Source organism: Streptomyces albus subsp. chlorinus (genome assembly GCF_013302895.1).
Classification (GTDB): Bacteria; Actinomycetota; Actinomycetes; order Streptomycetales; family Streptomycetaceae; genus Streptomyces; species Streptomyces chlorinus.
The window spans coordinates 7,419,227-7,441,438 of record NZ_VJOK01000001.1; the positions used below are offsets into that span (position 1 = coordinate 7,419,227).

Genomic DNA, 22,212 nt, shown 5'->3' on the forward strand with positions numbered 1-22,212 from the left:
TCGACGTGGACTGCACACCCTCGCCCTTGTCCTCACCTGCGGTGCGCTGTCCCGCTACATCGCCGGATCGGCGTTCCGGCCCCAGAACGTTCTCGGCCTCACCGTGGACCAGGCATCCGTCGCCTTCTTACTCGGTGCCCTGACCGCGACCCGCTCCAGCACCGCCAACACCAAACTGGCCGGTCGCTATCCCCCACGACTGCTGCTGCGCATCGGCCTGGCCACGATGCCGGCCGCCATCACGGCAGCACTGCTGATCAGCCTCGCTCGCCAGCCAGCTCAACCGGGTCTTCGCTCCCGGGCTCACCGGGATCGCCTCCCTCGGCATCGGCCGGGTTTTCGGCACCGGCCACGGCGCTCGCCCTTGAGCGGGTCCCGCACGCGGCCGGAACCGGCTCGGCCGTACTCGGAACCGTGCAGGGCATCCTCGGCGGTGGCGCCTCACCGCTCGTCGGCCTGGGCGGCGAGGACACCGCCGTCCCGCTTTTCGCCGGCATGGCCGACTGCTCCCTGACCGCCGCGCTCGCACTGCCGCTCACCCGGGGTGGCACCGTCTCGCCGCATCCGCGCGATAGCCCCTGTGCGGGACGGATCCGGATCGTCGAGCAGCTCGGCACGCGCCGTCTTGCGGTCTGCCGCGGCCAGCGCCTGGTAGTCACCGTGCTGGGTGAGGTGTTCGCGGTTTCGGTCGATGAGTGCGTAGTACTCCTCGGCCTGCTCCGCGGTCAGGCCACGCAACGTCAACCCGGCGACTGCTGTTTCGATTTCAAGAAAGGCGCGTTTGCCGTGATGCCCGTGGGCCATGCCGGTTGATCCTACGGCGGGAGCTGGACTTCCTGCCATGGCTTGCCATGGCCTTTCGGCAGCGCCACGCGGGTGGACTGCCGTTCAGCCGTCAGGCAGATGCGGGTGCGGATGCTGTCCCGGGGGAGCACGATCGGGCGGCCGAACTGGGTGCGGTCTCCGACGGCCGGTCACACGCCGCGCCACCAGGCACAGCGGTTGCCGAACGGCCGTGCCATACCCACGTCGAAGAGCCCGGTGCAACGTGTACGTACCGTCCCTCGGCCTCTTCCGGGGGTGGCGGCGCCCCTCCGCGACCTCTCCATTTCGAATGGATCTCGTGCGGTAGGTACGGACGGCTCGTGTGGAGGTCACATCACCGCGTCGGTTCACAGCGGACCCGCGGTGATGCCCAGTTCGCGCACGGCAGGCCCACCCGGGCGAGCCGTGCACCCCTGCGGTTCCCTCTGTGCTCACAGGTACGCCACACGCATGCGTTGAGTACCGGGCCCCAGGGTCCAGCCCCGGGGCTCCGGTCCCAGGCCCCGGGGCTCCGGTCCCGGGGGAGAAAGATCTCAGCCGCCCGACATCGGCAGTTCTCGGGGGCGTCCCGTCGAAGCCCGCGTCAGGAGTTCGACGGGCAGGAGCTGGTGGGCGGCGCTCCGGCTTTCGGAGGCCACCAGGCTCAGGACGTGTTCCACGGTGCGCCGTCCGGCTTCGGCGGCCGGCACATGCAGGGCTGTGACATCGGGCATGGCCAGCCCTGCCGCGGAAAGATCGTCGGCGCATGCCAGGCTGAGGTCCTCCGGGGTGCTGAGGCCCAGCATGGTCAGCCGGTGCAGTAGGCCGAGCAGCAGCGTGCTGTTGTAGGCGATCACGGCCGTGCACCCGGCATCGAGGACTGTTTCCACGGTGCGGGCGCCGGCTTCGAACTCCGGAGGGAAGGGGCCGAGAGGAAGTATCGCGCAGTCCGGAACGGCTTCGCGCAGGCGGCGCAGTCGCCGGGGGTCCAGCCAGGAACCCGTGGGGCCCCCGAGGTAGGCGATCTTGCGATGGCCGAGTCCGGCGAGATGGGTGCCGAGGCGTCCCACTCCGTCGGGAGTGTCGATGATGACGGAATCCACCCCGCGTACCCGGCGGTTGAGCGTCACCAGCGGCAACGACCGGGCGAACCGGGCCAGTTGGGAGGCGGGGGAGCGGGGGCCGGCGGCGGCGAACCCGTCCACGCGGTCCGCCAGCCGGTCGAACAGTGCCGTCTCGCGCTCGGGCGAGCTGTCGGTCACCGCGACGATCAGCTCGTACCCTGCCTCCTCCGCCGCCTCCTGGGCACCGGCGATGATGGGTGCGAAGAACGGGTTGGCCAGTGTGGGGACGCTGAAGGCGAGCAGCCCGGTCCTGCCGGTGACCAGGGCGCGGGCGGCGGGGTGGTGGCGGTAGCCCAGCCGGTCGGCCGCGGCCAGCACGCGGGCGCGGGTGGCTTCGGAGATCAGCTCCGGATTGCTCAGCGCGCGGGAAACGGTGGACGCCGAGACGCCCGCCGCCTGGGCCACGTCCTTCAGCCGCACCATCCTGTGCCGCCTCCTTGAACTCTTTACAGCTCCTGGGCTCGCCCGTAGCCTACCGTGCAAACGCGTGCTGCAAGCGATTGCACGATTGAGGAGCGGTGATGGAGACGGAAACCGCGTTGGAAGGCAAGTCCGGGGACACCTCCAGAATCGACCGGATATTCCGGTTGCGGGAGCGCGGCACCTCTGTCCGCAGGGAAGTGCTCGCCGGAGTGAGCATGTTCCTCGCCTCGGCCTACGTGGTCGTCGTGGTCCCCGGCATGCTCACGGCGGCCGGCGTGCCCCACGCGGTGGCGACCACGGCCGTGATCGTCTCCACGGTCCTCGCCACCGTGTTCATGGGCCTCTACGCCAACCTGCCGTTCGTCCTGGCACCCGGTCTGGGCGGCGTGGCTCTGGTGGCGGTGACCCTGATCCAGCACGCGCATGTGCCGTATCCCGTGGCGATGGGCATGGTGTTCTGGTCGGGTGTGGCGTTCCTGCTGTTGACCCTGCTCGGGGTGCGCCAGCTCGTCACCCGCGTCATTCCCGACTGTGTACGACTGGCGATCGGTTCCGGTATCGGTCTCTACATCGCGATGCTGGGGTTCCGCTCGGCAGGTCTGATCGACTTCGGCCCGACCGGCATGAAACTGGGCGACCTCGGCTCCGCCGCAGGTCTGCTGGCCCTCGCGGGTCTGGTCCTGGTCACCGCCCTCTCCTCGCGCAAGGTCCCCGGCGCCCTGCTCATCACGATGGCGGTGCTGACCGTCGCGGCGGTTCCCCTCGGTGTCGCCGAGCTGCCGGACTCCTGGTTCGAACTTCCGGGTGGCCTCGGCCCGGTCGCCTTCCACGTGGACCTGCTGGGTGCGCTCAAGCCCGCGTATCTGCCCTACTTGTTCGCTCTCTTCGCCGCCGAGTTCTTCTCCACCACGGGTGTGGTGATGGCGGTGGGGGAGCGGATCGGCCTCGCTGACGACAAGGGGCAGATCCCGAGCCTCAACAAGCCCTTTCTGGTCGACTCGGTCAGCGTGATCGGCGGCTCCGCGGTGGGCGGCCCGAGCATGACGACGTACCTGGAGTCCGCGGCCGGTTCCGACAGCGGCGGCCGTACGGGTCTCACTTCGGTGGTGACCGGCGGGCTGTTCTCGGTGCTCCTGCTGTTCACTCCGCTCGCGACGATGATCCCGTCGGCCGCGACGGCACCGGTGCTGATCTTCATCGGGATGTCGATGCTGGCCGGGCTGCGGAAGATCGACATGTCGGACCCCACCGACGGCATCCCGGCCGCACTGGTGGTGGCCGCCACGCTGTTCTGGGGCAACTTCGGCACCGGCATCGCCGCCGGCCTGACCGGATACGTACTGATCAAAGCCGCCGCAGGACGCTTCAAGGAGATCCACGTCGGCCTGTGGATCATGCTGCCGTTCCTCCTCTACTTCTTCGTCAACTCCGTCCACTGATCGGAAGCGCACCGTGCACGACATCCGCATCTTCGGGGGCCGCATCGTCTCGGTCTTCACCGGCGAGACCTTCGCAGCCGACGTCCTGGTCACCGGCTCGGTCATCAGCGGAGTGGTTCCGCCCGGCACCGGCGGCCCGGCCACCGAGGAGATCGATGCCACCGGGCGGCTGATCGTTCCCGGTTTCCTCGACGCCCACATGCACGTCGAGAGCTCATTCCTGACCCCCGCCGCGTTCGCCTGGCTCACGCTGCCCCGCGGTACCACGACCGTGCTGGCCGACCCGCACGAGATCGTCAATGTCGCCGGACGCACGGCGATGCGATGGATGATCGACGCCGGGCGCGCGACCCCGCAGACCCAGCTGTGGGGCGTACCGTCCTGCGTGCCCGCGCTGGCCGGTTTCGAGCACTCCGGCGCCCACCTGGACGCCGCGGACGTCGGTGAACTGCTGCGCTGGGACGGCGTGCGGGCCCTGGCTGAGGTCATGGACTACCGCGCCGTCGTCTCCGGGGAGCCACGGATGCGTTCGATCATCGAGGCGGCCCGTGAGCAGGACGTGATCCTGGACGGCCACTGTCCGGGCTTGGCCGGAGAAGAGCTGAGCCGGTACATGGCCACCGGCATCGACTCGGACCACACCAAGAACGCGCCCGAGGTGGTGGTGGAGAAGGCCCGTCTCGGCATGACCGTCATGCTCCAGGAGAAGTGCCTCGAACCTGACGTCGTCGGGGCCCTGCTCGCCCTGCCCCGACTGCCGCCTGTCTGCCTGGTCACCGACGACCTGGCCGCCGACCACATCACCGACAAGGGCCATCTGGACCACATCGCGCGGGTCGCCGTGGCCGCCGGTCTGCCCGCGCTCGACGTGCTGCGCGCCCTGACCTGGACGCCTGCCCAGCGGCTGCGGCTGCCGGATCGCGGCGTCGTCGCCCCGGGCAAGCGTGCCGACCTGGTACTGCTCGAAGGACCTCTGGAGGACTTCGCCGTCGACGCGGTGCTCGCCGGCGGGAGACTCGTCGCCTCCGGCGGACGCGTCGCCTACGAGGAACCGAACCCGGGCGACCACCCCTTCGCCGGATCGGTCCACGTCCCGGCACTCCCCGACGACGAGTACCGCTGGCGTGCGGACCTCCCTGATGGGCGGCACCGCTTCAGGGCTCTGCGCGTCAACCCGGTCGACACCTACACCGAACCGGCCGAGATCGAACTCGACGTCCGCGACGGTCTCGTCGACTGGGAAGGCCACGTCGCCCTGTGCTGGGTGCGCAACCGCCATGGCCGCGATCACACTGCCTGCGTACCCGTGACGGGGATGGAACTGGGCGACGGCGCCGTCACCACCACCTACGCCCACGACAGCCACAACCTCGTCACCCTCGGCACCACCCTCCGGTCGATGCGGGCCGCGGCCGAGGCGGTGCTCGCCGACGACGGCGGTGTGGCCGTCGCCCGGCAGGGGGCGGTCACCGCGCGGCTGCCCCTCAGCGTCGGTGGCGTCATGTCCGCGGCCCCCACCGAGCAAGTTGCCGCTTCCTCGCGGCAGGTACGGGACCAACTCGCCGAGTGGGGCTGGCGGCACCGCAACCCCTTCATGAGCGTGTCGACCCTCACTCTGGCCGTCTCCCCGACCATGAAGATCACCGACCTCGGACTGGTCGATGTTCTCGCCCGCGACTGGACCCCGCAACTGCTGGACAGCTGCCACTGACACGGCCCTGTCTCGCACGCGTGCCGACTGTACGAGCACGAAGGGCGGGTGCCGGGGCCCGCCGTCCCACCGTCCCGCCGAGCCGCCCGGTCGACCGAGCACCCGGTTCGCCCGTACGCCGCTGACGCGTCCACCAGCGCGTGTCCACCGGCTCCTCCGGCCGGGCGTGGAGGCGGCCGGGCCCACCTCCGCACACAAGAGGACCCGCACATGATCCAGCGAGGTGTGATCCCCAGATGAAGCAGCAAGGGGCCCGAAGCGGCAGCCGGCCGCCTGTCCTTCTCCTGCACGCGTTCCCGCTGTCGGCGGCGATGTGGGACGGCGTCATCGCACGGATGGCAGCGGAGCGCGACGTGCTGGCGGTGGACTACCCGGGCTTCGGCGGGCGCCCCGCAGCCGTCGGTGAACCGGATCTGGGCGTCTTCGCGGACGACATCGCCGCGGAACTGGACCGTCGTGGCACCGGCCCGGTCATCGCCGTCGGCCTGTCCCTGGGCGGGTACGTCATGGTCGAACTGGTACGCCGCCGCCCGGATCTGTTGGCCGGACTTGTCTTCGCCGACACACGCGTGACCCCGGACTCCCCGTCGGAAGCCGGACGCCGGGCCGTTCAGGCGGCACGGATCCGCGCGGACGGGCACGTGGAGTCCCTGGTCACCGACTACCTGCCAGCTTGTCTCACCGCCACCACCCGGGCCGACGTGCGTACGGCGCTGCACCGGATGGTGCGCACCGCGGAGCCCGAGGGCGTGGCATGGACCCTGCACGCCATGGCGGCACGTACCGACGGCAGAGCGGCCCTGCGCGCCGGCGGGCTGGGGCTGCCCGGCGGCGTGATCGTGGGCAGCGACGACGCTCTGTGCAGCGCCTCCGACCGGGCCACCTTGCGCAAGGCACTGGGCGGTGCCCGTGCGTACGGCGTTCCCGACGCCGGGCATTACAGCGCCGTGGACAATCCGCAGGGGTTCGCGGCGGCCCTGAAGGCCTATCTGCAGGACTGGAACCTGTGACCGTGTCCGGCGCGCCGCACGGCCTGGCCCCCGATCGCCCGTCCATGTGAGTGGATCCGTGGACAGCAGGAACGTCTGCGACCGGTGCGGGGCCAGGCGGACAGGCCCTTGATCCGCTGAGCCTATTCGGAGGCGGAGGTGGCGGCCGAGGGGCGGGGGTGGTGCGGCGTGCAGAGCGCTGTCTCGACGGCGGCCTCGATGTCGTCGCTCTGAGCGTCCGAGCTTCCCGGACCGAGGTTCACCATGACCGTCGCCTGCCTGCCGCCCCGCGTGCCGGAAGCCGTCTCGAATCCGAGGAAGTCACCGGTGTGCCCCCAATAACGGCCGCCACAGGGAAGCCGCTTGCTCTCCAGGCCGAGGCCGTAGCGCCGGCCGTCCGCGTCGCCGGTCCAGCGGGTCCGCATCATCTCTTCGAGTTCCGCCGGGCGCAGAAGCTCGCCGTCTACGAGCGCGTCGAGGAACCGGTTCATGTCCGTGCCGCTGGAGATCATCCCGCCGGCGGCGCCGCCGGCGGTGGGGTTGACCATGGTGATGTCCATGAGCGGCGCGCCCTTGCCCGGTCGCACATACCCGCGCGGGTGCGGTCCGGGAATCGTCGGGGCGTCACCCGGCACGGACGTCTCCCGCAAGCCCAGCGGCTCGATGATGCGCCGCTCGATCTCCTTCCCGTAGGGATGGCCGGTCACCTTTTCGATGATCAGGCCTGCCAGCAGGTAGTTGGTGTTGGAGTAGCTCCAGCCCCCGCCCGGGTTCTCGAAGACCGGCGGGTGAGCGAGTGCGATGTCCACCAGGTCCCGGGGGTCGCGGTGGGCCAGCGGGTCCTCGAGTATCTCTTTCGGATCGAGGTGGTCGAGGAAGTCGGGCAGCCCGCTGGTGTGCTGGAGCAGTTGGCGGACGGTGATCTCCCGGCCGTCGTTGCCGTGACCACGGACGACACCGGGCAGATAGCGTTCCACCGGCGCGTCCAGAGCGATGCTGTGCTCTCCGGCCAGCTGCAGCACGACAGTCGCCGTGAAGGTTTTGGTCATGCTGCCGATCCGGAACCTGCTGTCACGGTGCACCGGCGCCTGGTTCCTGAGGTCCGCCACACCATCGGTGAACACCGAGCTGCCATGCCGGTCGCGTCTCTCGACGAGCGCCCCGGGGCCGCCGTCGGTGGTGGTCAGCCTGTGCAGGAGGTGCCGCAGCCGAGCGTCGTCGTCCCCGGTGCCGGGGGACGCTTCGGTGGTGAGCCGGGCGGTGGCGGCTGCGGCGGTGGTGGTGGCGTTACCCGGCAGCACACCCGCCGTGACGCCGAGGGTTGCGGCCACTGCGAACGCACCGCCGAGCACACGCTTGTTCCTGATCACGTTGTCCGTCCTCGATCGTCCTTCTTCCCCGTCCCGCACCACGATGCCCGCCACTCCGGCCCCGGACGAGGGCCCTGCCCCCCTGGCCGAAGGTGCACCTAACCCCCTGGCGAACCGCCCCAGGAGCACCCTGTCGACACGGCATCCGAGGACGGGGAAACAGGGAGACCCGTCCCGCGAGAACGCCCCGTGAAGTCGGGGCGACGGGCAACGGTGTCGCCGCGACTCGCGCCGGCGGCACATCGACGCACGACGGCACACGGGCGACCACCCCTCCGGCGCCGGCTGGGCACATGCGACGTCAGGTGCCGGATGCGCGTCGGGCAAGATCGGACCGACCACCGGCATCGGCGAGAGGGCGGGAACGAGCCGAACCGGTCGATCAACTGCCGGACGGCGTAGAGCGTCCGGCCACTACTACCCTGTTGGAGGTTCCCATGACGACAGACAACCGGTCGCAGAACGCGCCGGACTCGTCCGTCACGTTCATCAACGTCTTCGAAGTGGACGCCGAGCACGTCGACGCGTTCATCGCCCAATGGGAGAAGCGGGCCGCGCTCATGCGCACCAAGCCCGGTTTCATCGACTCGCGGCTGCACCGGGCCCGTTCATCGGACAGCCGCTTCCAATTGGTCAATGTCGCCCACTGGGAGAGCCAGGAGGACTGGGAGGCCGCCACCGCGGACCCGGGCTTCGAGGAGCGCGCCAGGGCCGCGCGGGAGGACACGCAGCGGCCGATCACCGCCAGCCCGGCCCTGTACGACGTCGCCGTCACTCTCACCGCGCCGACGGCCGGTCAGGACCGGACACGCTGACGGTCCCCGCGCGTCGGCCGCCCCTGCCGGGCGGCCGACGCCACAACCCTTGAGGACGGCTCGGACGGCGATGGTCCCGGCTGCCGGGAATCACCTCTTGCCGGGAAGAGGCGAGGCGAGGAGGTGAGACGGGGGCCGGGGGAGTGGGCCTGCCAGGGCCGAGCAGTGGGCCTGGCAGGGGCACTGTGCTCCGTCAGCCGGGTGTGCCCAACTCCGCGAGTCGGGCCCGCAGTTTCTCGTTCTCCTGTTCCAGGGCGTCCATGCGGGCGCGGACGGGGGCGAGGGCCGTCTCCAGCTCCTGCTCGGTCAGACGGGGGGTGATGTGCTGGTGGCAGTTCCAGTTGAGGCCCTCGACCTCGACGACCATCAGGCGCTCCACCCGGCCGTCGGTGCGCGGGTTCTCGAGGCGGTCGGTGAGCGCGGGATCCTCGTCGAGAGGGACGGTGCGGGCCCGGCCGAACAGCTTGAGGCGGGCCTGCCGTGCGTAGTCCATGAAGAACAACGCCACCCGGTTGTCGGCCCGTAGGTTGCCGGTGGTGATGTACTGCCGGTTGCCGCGCACCTCCGCCCACGCCAGGCGCCGCTCGTCGAGGACGTGCACGAAGCCCGGAGGGCCACCCCGGTACTGGACGTAGGGCCAGCCGGTTTCGCTGGTGCTGGCCAGGTAGAACCCGTCACGGGAGGTGAGGAACCCGGCCTCGGCGGGGCCGAGTCCGTCCGGGGCGGCATCTTCCTGGGCGAGGGCGCGGAGTCCGATCTGTGCGCTGCCCTCCTCCTCTTGGGCCCGGCGCACGGTGTCGGTGTAGGCGAGATGCGCGTACCGCCCCATCTAGTGTCCCCCGTCTCCGTTGTTCGCGGCCTCGTCCAGCGGCACGGCCGGCGCGGCGTCCAGGACCGAGGTGAGCAGGCCGGGAAAGCGCTCCTCCAGTTCCTCGGCGCGGATACGGCTCACCCTGGTGTTGCCCCGCAGATGGGTCTCGACCAGACCGCTCTCGCGCAGGGTGCGCAGGTGGTGGGAGACGGTGGAGCGCTTGACGGGCAGATCCAGCCCGCCGCAGGGCGCCTCACCGAGAGTGCTGAGCAGCCGCACGATCTGGAGCCGTACCGGATCCGCGAGCGCCTGCAACACCGTGCCGATCTCCACTGTGGCGAGGTCCGGTTGCGGCAACCGGGTCTCCTCCGTCGTTCGCATCCTGCTCTCCTGCCTCTCCCGCCTCCGGGCCCTTCTCGCTCCGCGCGACGTGAAGCACCGGCGGCAGTTATGTCGATGTCTGTCGAACCTTACGATACACATCGAAGCTGTATTACGATTCCGATCGTCTCAGTCGATGCTCATCGAAATACAGGTGCTTCCATGAGTCTCACCGCTGCACAGGGAGAGCGCGCCTGGCGGAGCCACGCCTGTGTGCTCGCGCTCGGAACCTTCGCCGTGGGAACCGACGCCTTCGTCATCGCGGGCCTGCTGCCCGACATCAGCGACTCCCTCCACGTGTCCGTGGGCGCGGCGGGCCAGATGGTGAATGTCTTCTCGCTGGCCTACGCGCTGCTCTCACCGGTGCTCGCCGCGCTCACCTCCCGCTGGTCGCGGCGCACGGTCCTGATCGCGGCACTCGCCCTGTTCGCCGCCGGCAACATGGTGACCGCTCTCGCCCCGGGCTACGGGCTCGCGCTGGCGTCCCGGGTGATCGCCGCGGCGGGGGCCGCGATGTTCACGCCCAACGCGAACGCCACCGCGGCCACGGTGGCCGGTCCCGAACACCGTGGGCGGGCGATAGCGATCGTCACCGTCGGACTGACCGGCTCGCTCGCCCTGGGCGCGCCGCTCGGCACCGCCATCGGTGACGCGCTGGGCTGGCGGGCCACCATGTGGTTCGTCACCGCGCTCGCGCTGGTGGTGGCCCCGGTCATCGCCCTGCGGCTGCCCGACGTGACCGTCGGCGGTCCGACCCGGTTGCGTCAGCGTCTCGCCCCGCTCACCGATCGCAGAGTGCTCGGCGTTCTGGCGGGCACGCTGCTCGCGTTCATCGGCATCTACCTGCCCTACACCTACATCAGCGCCGTCTTCGAGCCCGCCACCGGCGGGAACGGCGGCAAGGTGGCCGCTCTGCTGCTGGTGTTCGGCCTGGCCGGTACGGCCGGCAACCTCACCGCGGGCCGACTGGCCGACCGCAAGGGACCGCGTACGGTCGTCATCGGCGCGACGCTGCTGCTCACGGCGGTGTTCGCGCTCATGGGCGCCGACCGCTCCTCGTACGCGACGGCCATCGTGCTGACAGCGGTGAGCGGAATCGGCTCCTGGTCGGTGACCGCACCGCAGCAGCAGCGCGTCATGGCGTTGGTCAAGCCCGGCAGCGAACCGCTCGCGACCTCTCTCAACGCCGCCGTGATGTATCTGGCGATCTCGCTGTCCAGCGCGCTCGGCGCCGGAATCCTCGGAACGGCGGACACCGCCTGGATCGCCTGGGCGGGCGCCGCCTTCGTCCTCGCCGCCGCGGCGGTCACGGCCGTCGTCAGCCGTACCGAGCGACACGCGGTCTCCGCGCCGTCGCCGGAGCGCGCGACACCGGCCGAGGCCCGGTAGCGCCTACCGGGCCCACCGGCCGACGCGCGGAAGGCCCGGCCCCCTGGCGTCCGCTGCCCGGCCCCCGTCGCCCGCCACCCTCCCTGTTCCGGCGGAAAGCGGCCATAGCACCACCTCCACTCGGCTGGAAAGGCCGGTTCTGTTCGGCCATGGGGGAGCGGGCTGTGGGGGCGTGGCGGGCGCTTCAGGTGGCGAGGCGTGCCGCGATGCCGTCGAGGACGCAGTCGAGCCCGGTCTCGAACTGCCATCGCAGGTCGTCCTCGCGTGTGGCGGTGCGGAGGCAGTGCTCGTACCTCGGGTAGCGACCGGCCTTCATGAGCAAGGACGTCTGCGGGGCCAGTTGCGCACGCGCCTCGTCGCGGCTCGACCAGTTCCGGGATCTCAGCGTCGAGTGGTCGAGCAGGACGTCACGGATGCGCAGGGCGAGCGTCCGCATGGCCTCGCGCCAGCCCACCGCCTCTTCGGGGAGCTTCAGTTCCCCGTAGACGAAGTCGACCATCAGCTCCAACAGTTTGTTGTCCTGCCGGACACGTAGCGATAGGCCGCCGTGGGGGCCACGCCCAGTCCGGTGGCCAGCGCCGCATGGTGACCGCGTCGAGCCCCTCGGCGTCGGCGACCTCCACCGCGGTCTGGGCGATGCGCCGCGGGGTAAGAGTCGTCCGCGGGGCCCCATGGAGGACTGGAACGACAGCCCGCTGCGAACCGCGGTGATCATCGGCAATACCAGGGACGGACGCTTCGGCCCCGTCGTGACCGACTGGCTGAAGGGCCACATCCAGCAGCACGAGCACATGACGGCGGACCTTGTCGACCTCGTCGAGACGCCTCTGCCGACGGCGCTCCCGGCTTTCGGCCAGCCGCCCTCCAGGGAGGTCGAGCGCTGCTCGGCGCGGTGTCGCCAAGGCCGGCGGGGCCGACGCCTTCGTCATTGTCACGCCGGAGTACAACCACAGCTTCCCGGCGGCTCTGAAGAACGCCATCGACTGGCGCAACGAGCAGTGGCACGCCAAGCCGGTCGGCACGGCCCGGAGCTGTTCGACGGCGCGCAGTCCTCCGGCGAGGCCGTCGTAGGAGACGAAGCCCAATCCGAAGGGTCGGGGTCGTCGTTGCCGGGTCACACAGGGGTCTCGGTTCGCTCCTGCCCCTGTCCCTGACCCGGCACCTGCCCCTGACCCGGCACCTGCCCCTTCCCCTGTCCTTGGAGGGCGCCGCCTGCGGCGACCACGCCGCCCTTGGCGGGGCCGGAACCGTACTGGAGGTGTCCTGCCCACAGGGTTCCGAGGAGACCGGCGGCGGCGAGTGCGGCTCCGACCCAGGCCACCGAGGCGAAGCCGAACCCGGCGTCGATGGCCAGGCCGCCGAGGGCCGGCGCGAGCGTGTTGCCGACATTGAAGGCCGAGGTGTTGGTGGCGCCGACCAGGGTCGGTGCGCCGGGTGCCACGACGAAGACCCGGGACTGCAGGACCGGATTGGTGACGTATCCGGCCATGCCCAGGACGACGACCAGGGCCACGGTGACGGCGGTGTTCTCCGCCAGAACGGCGAGCAGCGCTGAGGCCGCGGCGAGGACGCCGGTGCCGAGGGCCAGTGTGCGGATCGGGTACGCCTCCGCGGTCCTGCCGCCGATGACCATGCCGAGCAGGCCACCGACACCGAACAGGGCCAGCAGGACGGGCACCCAGCCGTCGGCCAGTCCCGTGACCTCGGTGAGCAGGGAGGCGAGGTAGCTGAAGGTGACGATGACGGCGCCGAAGGAGAACGCCGTCACCGCGTACGAGAGCCAGAGCTGCGGCCGGGCCATCGCCCGCAGTTCGGCGCGGACTGTACGCGTCTCCTCCGCGGACCCCCGCCCGCCGGGAATGGCGAGCACCGAGCAGGCGAGGCTGACGAGGGTCAGCACGGCCACGCCCCAGAAGGCGGCGCGCCATCCGGCGAACTGGCTGAGGACCGTGCCCGCGGGGACGCCGATGATGGTGGCGAGAGTGAGCCCACTGGCGACGACCGCGACCGCCCTGCCCTTGGCGTTCGCCGGGACGAGGGCGACGGCGGTCGCCACGGCGACGCCCCAGAAGCCCGCGTAGGCGAGTGCGCTGATGACGCGGGTGGCGAACAGGACCCCGTAGCCCTGGGCGAGGGCGCCGGCGATGTGCGCGGCGATGAAGACGGCCTGCAGCGCGACCAGGGCCGTACGGCGGGGCCAGGTGAGCGTGGCGACCGCGAGGAGTGGTGCGCCGACGACCATGCCGATGGCGAACGCCGAGATCAGCAGCCCGGCATCGGGGATGGAGACACCCAGGTCGTCGGCCAGGCCGGGAAGCAGGCCGGAGAGCATGAACTCCGAGGTGCCCTGGGTGAAGATTCCCAAGCCGAGGATGTAGACGGCAAGGGGCATGAGTGTGCCTCCAAGGGCGGAGAGAGGGAGCCGGTGTTGCCCCGGCCCACGAGTGGAAGGGCGATCGCGAGGGACGCTAACATGTTTCGGAGCACTTGCTTCAAAACTCTGGCCTCCGCGCCAGAACTCCGGCTTCGCTCCAAGGAGGCGTCCCATGACCGACACATCCGGTGCCCCGCAGCGCACCCGCGTCACCGCCGACCCCGACTGGTACGCCCCCGCCGGGATCGCGCTCGGCATCCGCGTCGGCGACCTCGTCTTCACCTCGGGCCAGGGGCCGATCGACCAGCACGGCACGACGGTCGGCAAGGGCGACTTCGAGGCCCAGGCCCGGCAGGCGCTGTCCAACCTCGCACTCGTCCTGGAGAACGCGGGCTCCGGTCTCGACCAGGTCGTCAAGGCCACCGTGTTCGTCACCGACATAGGCCGGGACCAGGAGGCTTTCGCGCGGCTCAGGGCCGCGTACTTCGTCCCGCACACGTTCGCCGAGTCCTTCGTCGAGGTCTCCTCCCTCGCCGACCCGGACTGGCTGATCGAGATCGAGGCCGTCGCGGTGGCGGGATGATCCGCCCCCGCACGTCCGGGCGGACGCTCCGGAATCCGTAGGATGCGGATATGGCCAGGCCCAGGAAGTTCGACGAAACGCATGTCCTCACCGCCGCCATGGAAACCTTCTGGCGGCGGGGATACGAGGCCACCTCGACCCGGGACCTGTCCGACTCGACCGGCCTCGGCCAGTCGAGCCTGTACAACGTCTTCGGCGACAAGCGCGAGTTGTACCTGCGAGCGCTGCGCCGCTACTACGAGACGCACACCGCCGAGCAGACCGCCCTCCTGGAGAGGCCCGGCCCGGTCAAGGACCGGCTGCGGGACCTGATGGTCCACGCCATCGACGCCGACCTTGCGGACCCCGACGCCGCAGGATGCTTCTCCATCAACGCGTCGGTGGAGAAAGCCGACGACGACGACGTCCGGGAGGAGATCCGCCGGCACTTCACCACGGTGGAACAGGCACTGACCGAGACCATCGCGCGGGGGCAGCTCTCCGGCGAGATCTCCCCCGAGCGGAGTGCCGGCACGCTCGCCCGCCGGATTCTCAGCACGTACTACGGACTGCGTGTGCTCGCCCGGATCCAGAAGGACAGGAACGCCCTGCTCGACGTCGTCGACAGCACCGTCTCCGCCCTCTGACCGACGCTGCCGAACGCCAGGATGCCAGGAGGGGGCCGAGGCCGGTCGGGGGTCGGTCCGGGGCCGGGCGCGGTGTTCCTGGAGGAGCGGGGGACGGCCCCGGTGGGGTGGGGGAACGCGTTGGATGGTCGGGCGTGCTGGAAGAAATACCGGACCGTCCCTCGGAGGTCCGCTGGAAACCGCTGCCACCGCAGCGCCCAGCCCCAGCGGGACGACGCCGGTGGTGACGCTGAGTCCGCGCAGAACGGTCGGCTTCGCCATCAGGGCGCGCCCTCGGCCGACGGCCCCGCCCCTCGGGTGACGTCCTGGCCGCGCTCGCTGGAGCGTCGCGGCTCACCGACGCCGAGTCCGGCCACCTCCACTCACCACCACGTGCCATAGCGCCGCAGCCGGCCATCGGACAGGCGGCCCGCCGGTCCGGGCGGCGTGCGGGCGTCCTGCGCAAGTGGTGTCCGGTGCACGCGTGCCCGCTCACTTCTCAGTCGTTTCACAGACAGCACACAGCCCGCTCTCAGCGGCGCACGGCAGCCTGGCCCCATGAGCGATCCCCGCACCGTCTCGCCGCCCCCGCCCCCGCATGGCCCCATGCCCGCACGTGCTACCACGCCGGTGCGTGCCCGGACACCCTCTCGCGCCACGGCGCCCGCCCAAGCCGCCGCACCCGCCCCGTCCTCCTCTCGTTCCTCCTCTCCTTCCCGGCCGCGCCCGCGCCCGGGCGTGGGGGACTGCGCCGGCAGGACGGCGGGCCGGTGCGGGTGCTCGTAGTCGACGACGAGCCCGCCTTGAGCGAGCTGCTGTCGATGGCGCTGCGGTACGAGGGCTGGGAGGTCAAGGCGGAGGGGGACGGCGCCTCCGCCCTGCGCACGGCCCGCACGTGGGGCCCGGACACCGTGGTGCTGGATGTGATGCTGCCCGACATGGACGGGCTCACCGTGCTCGGGAAGCTGCGCCGGGAGGTCCCGGAGGTGCCGGTGCTCTTCCTGACCGCCAAGGACGCGGTCGAGGACCGGATCGCCGGGCTGACGGCGGGCGGTGACGACTACGTCACCAAGCCCTTCAGCCTGGAGGAGGTCGTCGCCCGGCTGCGCGGTCTGCTGCGCCGGGCGGGCGCCGCCGCGGAGCGGACCGCCTCGCTGCTCGTCGTCGGGGACCTGGTGCTGGATGAGGAGAGCCACGAAGTCACGCGCGGTGGCGACGAGATCCGGCTGACCGCCACCGAGTTCGAGCTGCTGCGCTATCTGATGCGCAATCCGCGCCGGGTGCTCAGCAAGGCCCAGATCCTCGACCGGGTATGGAACTACGACTTCGGCGGCCAGGCCAACGTCGTCGAGCTGTACATCTCCTATCTGCGCCGCAAGATCGACGCCGGACGGCCCCCCATGATCCACACACGGCGCGGCGCCGGCTACGTCCTCAAGGCAGCCGCGCCGGCGACCCCGGAGAGCTGACGTCCCCGCCATGCGCAAGCCCCGCTCGCTGCGGACCCGGCTGGTCGTCTCGTCCGTCGTGCTGATCGCGGTGGTCGCCGCCGTCATCAGCACGGTGACCACGATCGCCCTGCACTCGTACCTCTTCAGCCAGCTCGACACCCAGCTCTCCGATGTCGCCCGGCGCGCGACGGGCCCCGGGCCGCCGGGGCTCGACAAGCCTCCCCGCGCCGCTGACCTGCGGTTTCTCACCATGGGAGGACAGCCGGTCGGTACGATGGGCGCCGTGGTGCCGGACGGTGGCGGGGGCGATGTCCAGCGGGGCGGGATCAGCGTGCAGAGCGAGACCGCAGCGGGCGAGCCCCGGGTCGACGCGCAGCAGCTCACCCGCGAGCAGACCGACGCGCTCGAAAGGGTCCCTCTTGACGGGGAGCCGCACAGCGTGGACGTACCGCACGCGGGCGGCTACCGGGTGACATCCCACCCGTTCGACGGCGGCACCCTGCTCGTCGGACTGCCGACGGCGCAGGTCGAGGACACCCTCAGCACGCTGGTGGTGGTGGAGGTCTGCGTCTCGGCGGCGGGGCTGGTGGCCGCGGGTATCGCGGGCGCCACCAGCGTACGGATGGCCCTGCGTCCGCTGCGCCGCATGGCGCGGACCGCCAAGCGCGTCTCCGAACTCCCGCTGCACCAGGGAGAGGTGGTGCTGCGCGAACGAGTGCCGGAGCGGGACACGGACCCGCGCACCGAGGTCGGCCAGGTGGGCGCCGCGCTCAACAGAATGCTGGGCCACGTCGGTTCGGCGCTGGCCGCGCGCTACGAGAGCGAGATGCGGGTACGCCGCTTCGTCGCCGACGCCAGCCACGAGCTGCGCACCCCGCTGGCCTCCATCCGTGGCTATGCCGAACTCACCCACCGGGGCAGCGAGCCCGTCGGCCCCGACACCCGGCACGCGCTCGCCCGGATCGAGTCGGAGTCGGCACGCATGACGGGTCTGGTCGAGGACCTGCTGCTGCTCGCCCGGCTGGATACCGGCCGTCCCCTTGACACCCGTACCTTCGACCTGTCGCCGCTGGTGGTGGACGCGGTCAGCGACGCCGGCGCGGCGGGTCCCGGGCACCGCTGGCGGCTGGACCTGCCCCAGGAGCCGGCACTGGTGCGCGGCGACGCGCCCCGACTCCAGCAGGTACTGGTGAACCTGCTGGCCAACGCCCGTACCCACACCCCCGAGGGCACGATGGTGACAGCGCGCGTCCGCCGGGCGGCGGAGGGCGGTGGCGTGGTGGTACGGGTCGAGGACGACGGGCCCGGGATCCCGCGGCAGACGCTGCCCCGCATCTTCGAGCGCTTCGCACGCGGCGACCCCTCGCGCTCCCGCGCGCACGGCAGCACAGGGCTGGGCCTGGCCATCGTGAGGGCCGTCGTCACGGCTCACGGGGGAGAGGTGTCGGTGACGAGCGCGCCCGGCCGCACCGTCTTCACCGTCCACCTGCCCGCACCGGAATGCGAACCGCCCTCGCTGGAGGGCCACTCGCCCGTGCGGGGAGACGACTCTCCGAGCCGCGCGCCCGGTTGACCCTCTGTTGCCCCCGGGTGGTCGCCCGCACCGGGCTGTCAGCTGCCCGTGGCAGACGGACACTTCTTCGCGTCGGGGGGGCGTGTTGACGGGAGCCCTGCCGGTGTCCGAGGGACGCCCACACGAGCCGAGGGACACCCAGCCGGGGTCGAGGGATGCCCGTACGCGTTCGAGTGCCTGGCCCCGCGTGCGACGGCCCCCGGCGGCGCCGGAAGAAGCTCACAGGCGGGGCACAGCTTCAGCACAAGGGGCTGACAGCGCGACTGGCGAGTGTCGCTGCCATGCGAACCGACACCACTCCCACGGAGCGCCCAAGTCCAAGCAGCACTCTCCACGCCGTGGCGGAGCCCGCCGGGCGGGCGCTGCCCGACGGTGACGCCCTGCCGGCCCGCCGCCACCTGCCCGCCCTCCCGCCCTCCCGGACAGTGCTCGACGTAGTCATCCCCGTCTACAACGAAGAGGCCGGCCTCGAAGCCTGTGTCCGGCGCCTGCACGCCTTCCTCACCGGGAACTTCCCCTACGGCTTCCGCATCACCATCGCCGACAACGCCAGTGTCGACCGCACCCCCGAGGTGGCGGCGGCTCTCGTCGGCGCCTTTGACGAAGTGCGGGCCGTACGGCTGGAGGAAAAGGGCCGGGGCCGGGCGCTGCGCGCCGTGTGGGGGTCCTCCGACGCGCCGGTGCGCGCCTATATGGACGTCGACTTGTCCACCGACCTCAACGCGCTGCTGCCGCTGGTGGCCCCCCTCATCTCCGGCCACTCCGACCTGGCCATCGGCACCCGGCTGGCGGGAGGCTCACGGGTCGTCCGGGGTGCCAAGCGCGAGGTCGTCTCGCGGGCCTACAACCTGATCCTGCGCGGGTCGCTGGCCGCCCGCTTCTCGGACGCGCAGTGCGGCTTCAAGGCCATCCGGGGCGAGGTCGCCGCGCGGCTGCTCCCGCTGGTGGAGGACACCGGCTGGTTCTTCGACACCGAACTGCTGGTCCTCGCCCAGCGCGCCGGGCTGCGTATCCACGAGGTTCCGGTGGACTGGGTGGACGACCCCGACAGCCGCGTGGACCTGGTCTCCACCGCCGTCGCCGACCTCAAGGGCGTATGGCGCGTCGGGCGTGCGCTGGCCACCGGGGCGCTGCCCCTGGCACGGCTGCGCCGCCCCTTCGGCGACGATCCGCGCGACCGCGGACTGGCCGGTGTGCCCGGCGGGCTCGCCCGTCAGCTCCTGGGCTTCTGCGCCGTCGGGGCGGTGAGTACGCTGCTGTATCTCGCGCTGTACTCGCTGCTGCGCACCGGCGCGGCGCCCCAGGTGGCGAACGCGTCGGCGCTGCTGCTGTCCGCCCTCGCCAACACCGCCGCCAACCGCCGGCTCACCTTCGGCGTACGGGGCCGGAACCGCGTGGTACGGCACCAGGCGCAGGGCCTCGTGGTGTTCGCCGTCGGGCTGGCGCTGACCAGCGGCTCGCTGGCCGCGCTGGACGCCGCCGACGCGAGCGCCTCGCACGGCAGCGAACTCGCCGTCCTTGTGGTCGCCAACCTCGCCGCGACCGTGGTGCGCTTCCTCCTCTTCCGCACCTGGGTCTTCCACTCCGGGGCGGTGCGGCCGGCACGCGCGTCCCAGCCGTCGCCCTCCGCGCACCCGGCCGCGGGCACCTCCCCGTACTCGGCCACGGGCACTCCGTACCCGGCCACGGACGTGTCCGAGCCCGCCCCCGAGACCGCGCCCACTGGCACGCCCACGGCCACCCCGGTTCCCACAGCCGCTGCCGACGCCGACCGGGTCTCCGCCCCGGCCGCTCACGACGAACGGACCCGCGCATGACCACCACCCTCGCCTCCGCGCACCCGCTCCCTCCAGGCAAGACCGCTTGGGAAGACGGGCCGCCGTCCAGGGCGGCCGGGCCGCTCTCATCCCGGGAACGAGCCGCCTACTGGGCCCTGCTGGCGGCCACCGCCGCGCTCTTCCTGTGGGGCCTCGGCGCCTCCGGGTACGCCAACTCCTTCTACTCGGCCGCCGCCCAGGCGGGCGGCACCAGCTGGAAGGCGATGCTCTTCGGCTCGCTCGACGCCGGAAACGCCATCACCGTCGACAAGCCCCCGGCTGCGCTGTGGCCGATGGCACTGTCCGTACGCCTCTTCGGGCTCGGCTCCTGGCAGATCCTCGTTCCGCAGGCCCTGATGGGTGTGGGCACGGTGGCGGTACTGTACTCGGCGGTGCGGCGGCGCTTCCGGCACGGTGCGGGCCTGCTGGCCGGGGCGCTGTTGGCCCTGACGCCGGTCGCGGCCCTGATGTTCCGCTTCAACAACCCGGACGCGTTGCTGTGCCTGCTGATGGTCTCGGCCATCGCCTGCGTCCTGCGCGCGCTGGAGGAGGCTCGCACCACGTGGCTGGTGCTGGCCGGGGTCTGCTTCGGCCTCGGCTTCCTCACCAAGACGCTCCAGGCGTGGCTGATCCTCCCGCCGCTGGCCCTTGTGTACCTGGTGTGCGCTCCCACCCGCCCGCTGCGCCGCCTGGGACAGCTCCTGCTCTCCGGGCTGGCCATGGTGGTCAGCTGCGGCTGGTACGTCGCGCTGGTCGAACTGTGGCCCGCCGCCTCCCGCCCGTACGTGGGCGGCTCGCAGCACAACAGCTTTCTGGAGCTGACCCTCGGCTACAACGGCCTCGGCCGGCTCACCGGAGACGAGACGGGCAGCGTCGGCGGTGGCGGCCAGGGTGGCGGCCCCGGTGGGAGCGGCCCCGGCGGCGGGGGAGGCGGTGGCTGGGGCCGGACGGGCCTCGGCCGGCTCTTCACCGACTCCATGGGCGGCCAGATCGCCTGGCTGCTGCCCGCCGCGCTGGTCCTGCTGGCGACAGGGCTGGCCGTGACGCGGCGTGCCGCGCGCACGGACGCGACGCGCGCGGCGTTCCTGGCCTGGGGCGGTGCGCTGCTGATGACCGCGGCCACCTTCAGCTTCATGGCCGGGATCTTCCACGAGTACTACACCGTCGCCCTGGCGCCCTACATCTGTGCCCTCGTCGCGATGGGCTGGACCGTCCTGTGGCGGCGCCGCGCTCACCCGGCTGCCTCGGCGGCACTGGCGACGACGGTGGCCGGCACGGCGGTCTGGTCCGCGGTGCTCCTCGGCCGTACCGACGGCTGGCTGCCGTGGCTGCGCTGGACGGTGCTCGCGGTGGGCGTCGTCGCCGCGACAGCGCTGCTCGCGGAGACGCGGATCTCCCGCCGGGCAACCTCGCCCCGTCGGACGGCCCGTCCTCGGCAGGTGTCCTGGCTGGCGGCGGGACTGTGCCTCGTGGCGATGACCGCGGGAGAGGTGGCGTACACCCTGAACACGGTCGCCACTCCGCACAGCGGCTCCATCATCACGGCGGGTCCCTCCACCGCGCGGGGCGGTCCCGGCGGCGGTCCCGGTGGTGGTCCGGGCGGGGCCGGCGGTCCGCAGCCCCCGCAAGGCGCCCCGGGCGCCAACGGCACCACCGCCACGGGCGAGGGCAACACGGGCAGGAACCAGCAGCGTCACCCTCCGGACCAGGGCCAGGGCGGCATGCCCGGCGGCACCCCTGGTCCGGGCGGACCTCCCCAGGGCAACGCCCAGGGGCAGGGCCACGGGCAGGGGGCAGGCCGGCCCGAGGACCAGGGACAGGGGAGGGGAAAGGCGAAGTCCGCCAACGGGAACGCCTCTCCCGGCCGTGGCGGCATGGGCCGTGGCGGTTTGGGCGGCCTCCTCCACGGCAGCGAAGTCGGTACCAAGGCGGTGAAGCTGCTGGACAAGAACGCGGAACGGTACACCTGGGTGGCGGCCGCGGTCGGCTCCCAGAACGCCGCGAGCTACCAACTCGCCACCGGGAAGCCGGTGATGGCGCTCGGCGGCTTCAACGGGAGCGATCCGTTTCCCACGCTCGCGGACTTCAAGAAGTACGTGAAGGAAAGGAAGATCCACTATTTCATCGGCACCTCAGGCGGCTCCGGCCGAGGCCCAGGTGGCGGGCCCGGCGGCTCGGGTACCGCATCTGACATCGGCTCGTGGGTACAGAAGCACTTCAAAAAGGTCACCGTCGGCGAAGCGGTCTTCTACGACCTGACCAGTCCCAAGTAGCCCTGATCGTTCCGGGGGGAAGGCGGGGGTTTCGCACGTGGCCCCGGTCCGGACCGGTCCACCCCGTCGGCGTGCCGTCGCCGCGCCGCTGCCCATCGGCAGGAAGCCGAACGTGGGGCGGGCGGCGGCGCGCCGACTGCCGTTCGCGCTCACCCCTCCGGAAGATCTTGTTGCTTCCCGTGGGCGAAGGCGTACTCGACGCGTCCCCGTGCCCGGGTAGCCCTCCGCGTTGCCGCCCGCGCGGCTTGCGGCCGATCGTCGACGATGCGAGGGCGTTGCC

At 71.6% G+C, this 22,212-nt stretch carries 19 protein-coding genes; 13 read left to right on the top strand and 6 right to left on the bottom strand.

Translation table 11 applies throughout. The features are described 5' to 3' along the window. The first annotated feature begins 414 nt into the window (after positions 1-414). Positions 415-813, top strand: a complete 399-nt coding sequence (locus FM076_RS35205) for a hypothetical protein (RefSeq protein WP_207730281.1) — start codon at positions 415-417, stop codon at positions 811-813. A gap of 545 nt (positions 814-1,358) precedes the next feature. Here FM076_RS35205 and FM076_RS32140 read toward each other — a convergent pair. Beyond that, the gene (locus FM076_RS32140) at positions 1,359-2,351 is read right to left on the bottom strand and encodes a LacI family DNA-binding transcriptional regulator (RefSeq protein ID WP_173874334.1); all 993 of its coding nucleotides are present in this window, start codon (positions 2,349-2,351) and stop codon (positions 1,359-1,361) included. 98 nt (positions 2,352-2,449) lie between these two features. Here FM076_RS32140 and FM076_RS32145 point away from each other — a divergent pair, with 98 nt between their 5' ends. The 3 genes from FM076_RS32145 to FM076_RS32155 all read left to right on the top strand — a co-directional run bounded on the left by FM076_RS32145 (position 2,450) and on the right by FM076_RS32155 (position 6,511). After that, positions 2,450-3,790 (top strand): NCS2 family permease, encoded by a 1,341-nt coding sequence (locus tag FM076_RS32145; protein WP_173874335.1) that lies wholly within the window; start codon positions 2,450-2,452, stop codon positions 3,788-3,790. Between the two features lie 13 nt (positions 3,791-3,803). Then, positions 3,804-5,501, top strand: coding sequence for an adenine deaminase C-terminal domain-containing protein (locus tag FM076_RS32150; RefSeq protein WP_173874336.1), 1,698 nt, complete (start codon positions 3,804-3,806; stop codon positions 5,499-5,501). A 236-nt stretch (positions 5,502-5,737) separates the two neighbouring features. After that, entirely contained in the window at positions 5,738-6,511 is a 774-nt protein-coding gene (locus FM076_RS32155; RefSeq protein ID WP_173874337.1) for an alpha/beta fold hydrolase, read from the top strand. A 122-nt stretch (positions 6,512-6,633) separates the two neighbouring features. Here FM076_RS32155 and FM076_RS32160 read toward each other — a convergent pair whose 3' ends face one another. Then, the gene (locus tag FM076_RS32160; RefSeq protein ID WP_173874338.1) at positions 6,634-7,860 is read right to left on the bottom strand and encodes a serine hydrolase; all 1,227 of its coding nucleotides are present in this window, start codon (positions 7,858-7,860) and stop codon (positions 6,634-6,636) included. A gap of 437 nt (positions 7,861-8,297) precedes the next feature. Here FM076_RS32160 and FM076_RS32165 point away from each other — a divergent pair, with 437 nt between their 5' ends. Next, a complete protein-coding gene (locus FM076_RS32165) occupies positions 8,298-8,675 on the top strand; it encodes an antibiotic biosynthesis monooxygenase family protein (protein ID WP_173874339.1) in 378 nt (125 codons plus the stop codon). A gap of 193 nt (positions 8,676-8,868) precedes the next feature. Here FM076_RS32165 and FM076_RS32170 read toward each other — a convergent pair whose 3' ends face one another. Together FM076_RS32170 and FM076_RS32175 are read right to left on the bottom strand one after the other, a co-directional pair. Further along, the gene (locus FM076_RS32170) at positions 8,869-9,504 is read right to left on the bottom strand and encodes a pyridoxamine 5'-phosphate oxidase family protein (RefSeq protein ID WP_173874340.1); all 636 of its coding nucleotides are present in this window, start codon (positions 9,502-9,504) and stop codon (positions 8,869-8,871) included. Continuing rightward, positions 9,505-9,867 (bottom strand): ArsR/SmtB family transcription factor, encoded by a 363-nt coding sequence (locus FM076_RS32175; protein WP_173874341.1) that lies wholly within the window; start codon positions 9,865-9,867, stop codon positions 9,505-9,507. A 162-nt stretch (positions 9,868-10,029) separates the two neighbouring features. Between FM076_RS32175 and FM076_RS32180 the strand changes: the two genes are divergently transcribed. Continuing rightward, a complete protein-coding gene (locus FM076_RS32180; RefSeq protein WP_173874342.1) occupies positions 10,030-11,256 on the top strand; it encodes an MFS transporter in 1,227 nt (408 codons plus the stop codon). A 184-nt stretch (positions 11,257-11,440) separates the two neighbouring features. Here FM076_RS32180 and FM076_RS32185 read toward each other — a convergent pair whose 3' ends face one another. Then, positions 11,441-11,764, bottom strand: coding sequence for a TetR/AcrR family transcriptional regulator C-terminal domain-containing protein (locus FM076_RS32185; RefSeq protein WP_173874343.1), 324 nt, complete (start codon positions 11,762-11,764; stop codon positions 11,441-11,443). Between the two features lie 296 nt (positions 11,765-12,060). Here FM076_RS32185 and FM076_RS33105 point away from each other — a divergent pair, with 296 nt between their 5' ends. Continuing rightward, entirely contained in the window at positions 12,061-12,327 is a 267-nt protein-coding gene (locus FM076_RS33105) for an NADPH-dependent FMN reductase (RefSeq protein ID WP_243274701.1), read from the top strand. 43 nt (positions 12,328-12,370) lie between these two features. Here the strand turns inward: FM076_RS33105 and FM076_RS32195 are convergent, their stop codons facing one another. Further along, the gene (locus FM076_RS32195; protein WP_173874344.1) at positions 12,371-13,648 is read right to left on the bottom strand and encodes a Cmx/CmrA family chloramphenicol efflux MFS transporter; all 1,278 of its coding nucleotides are present in this window, start codon (positions 13,646-13,648) and stop codon (positions 12,371-12,373) included. Between the two features lie 154 nt (positions 13,649-13,802). Between FM076_RS32195 and FM076_RS32200 the strand changes: the two genes are divergently transcribed. The 6 genes from FM076_RS32200 (at position 13,803) to FM076_RS32225 (ending at position 21,932) form a co-directional block, all read left to right on the top strand. After that, the gene (locus FM076_RS32200) at positions 13,803-14,213 is read left to right on the top strand and encodes a RidA family protein (RefSeq protein ID WP_173874345.1); all 411 of its coding nucleotides are present in this window, start codon (positions 13,803-13,805) and stop codon (positions 14,211-14,213) included. Between the two features lie 50 nt (positions 14,214-14,263). Continuing rightward, entirely contained in the window at positions 14,264-14,839 is a 576-nt protein-coding gene (locus FM076_RS32205; protein WP_173874346.1) for a TetR/AcrR family transcriptional regulator, read from the top strand. 749 nt (positions 14,840-15,588) lie between these two features. After that, positions 15,589-16,287: a response regulator transcription factor gene (locus FM076_RS32210; RefSeq protein ID WP_428815122.1), complete on the top strand. Its 699-nt coding sequence runs from the start codon at positions 15,589-15,591 to the stop codon at positions 16,285-16,287. Positions 16,288-16,297: 10 nt separating this feature from the next. Continuing rightward, positions 16,298-17,842, top strand: a complete 1,545-nt coding sequence (locus FM076_RS32215) for a sensor histidine kinase (RefSeq protein WP_173874347.1) — start codon at positions 16,298-16,300, stop codon at positions 17,840-17,842. Positions 17,843-18,123: 281 nt separating this feature from the next. Then, positions 18,124-19,659: a glycosyltransferase gene (locus tag FM076_RS32220; RefSeq protein ID WP_428815123.1), complete on the top strand. Its 1,536-nt coding sequence runs from the start codon at positions 18,124-18,126 to the stop codon at positions 19,657-19,659. Then, a complete protein-coding gene (locus tag FM076_RS32225; protein ID WP_173874348.1) occupies positions 19,656-21,932 on the top strand; it encodes an ArnT family glycosyltransferase in 2,277 nt (758 codons plus the stop codon). The genes FM076_RS32220 and FM076_RS32225 overlap by 4 nt, the downstream gene beginning before the upstream one ends. The last annotated feature ends 280 nt before the right edge of the window (positions 21,933-22,212 follow it).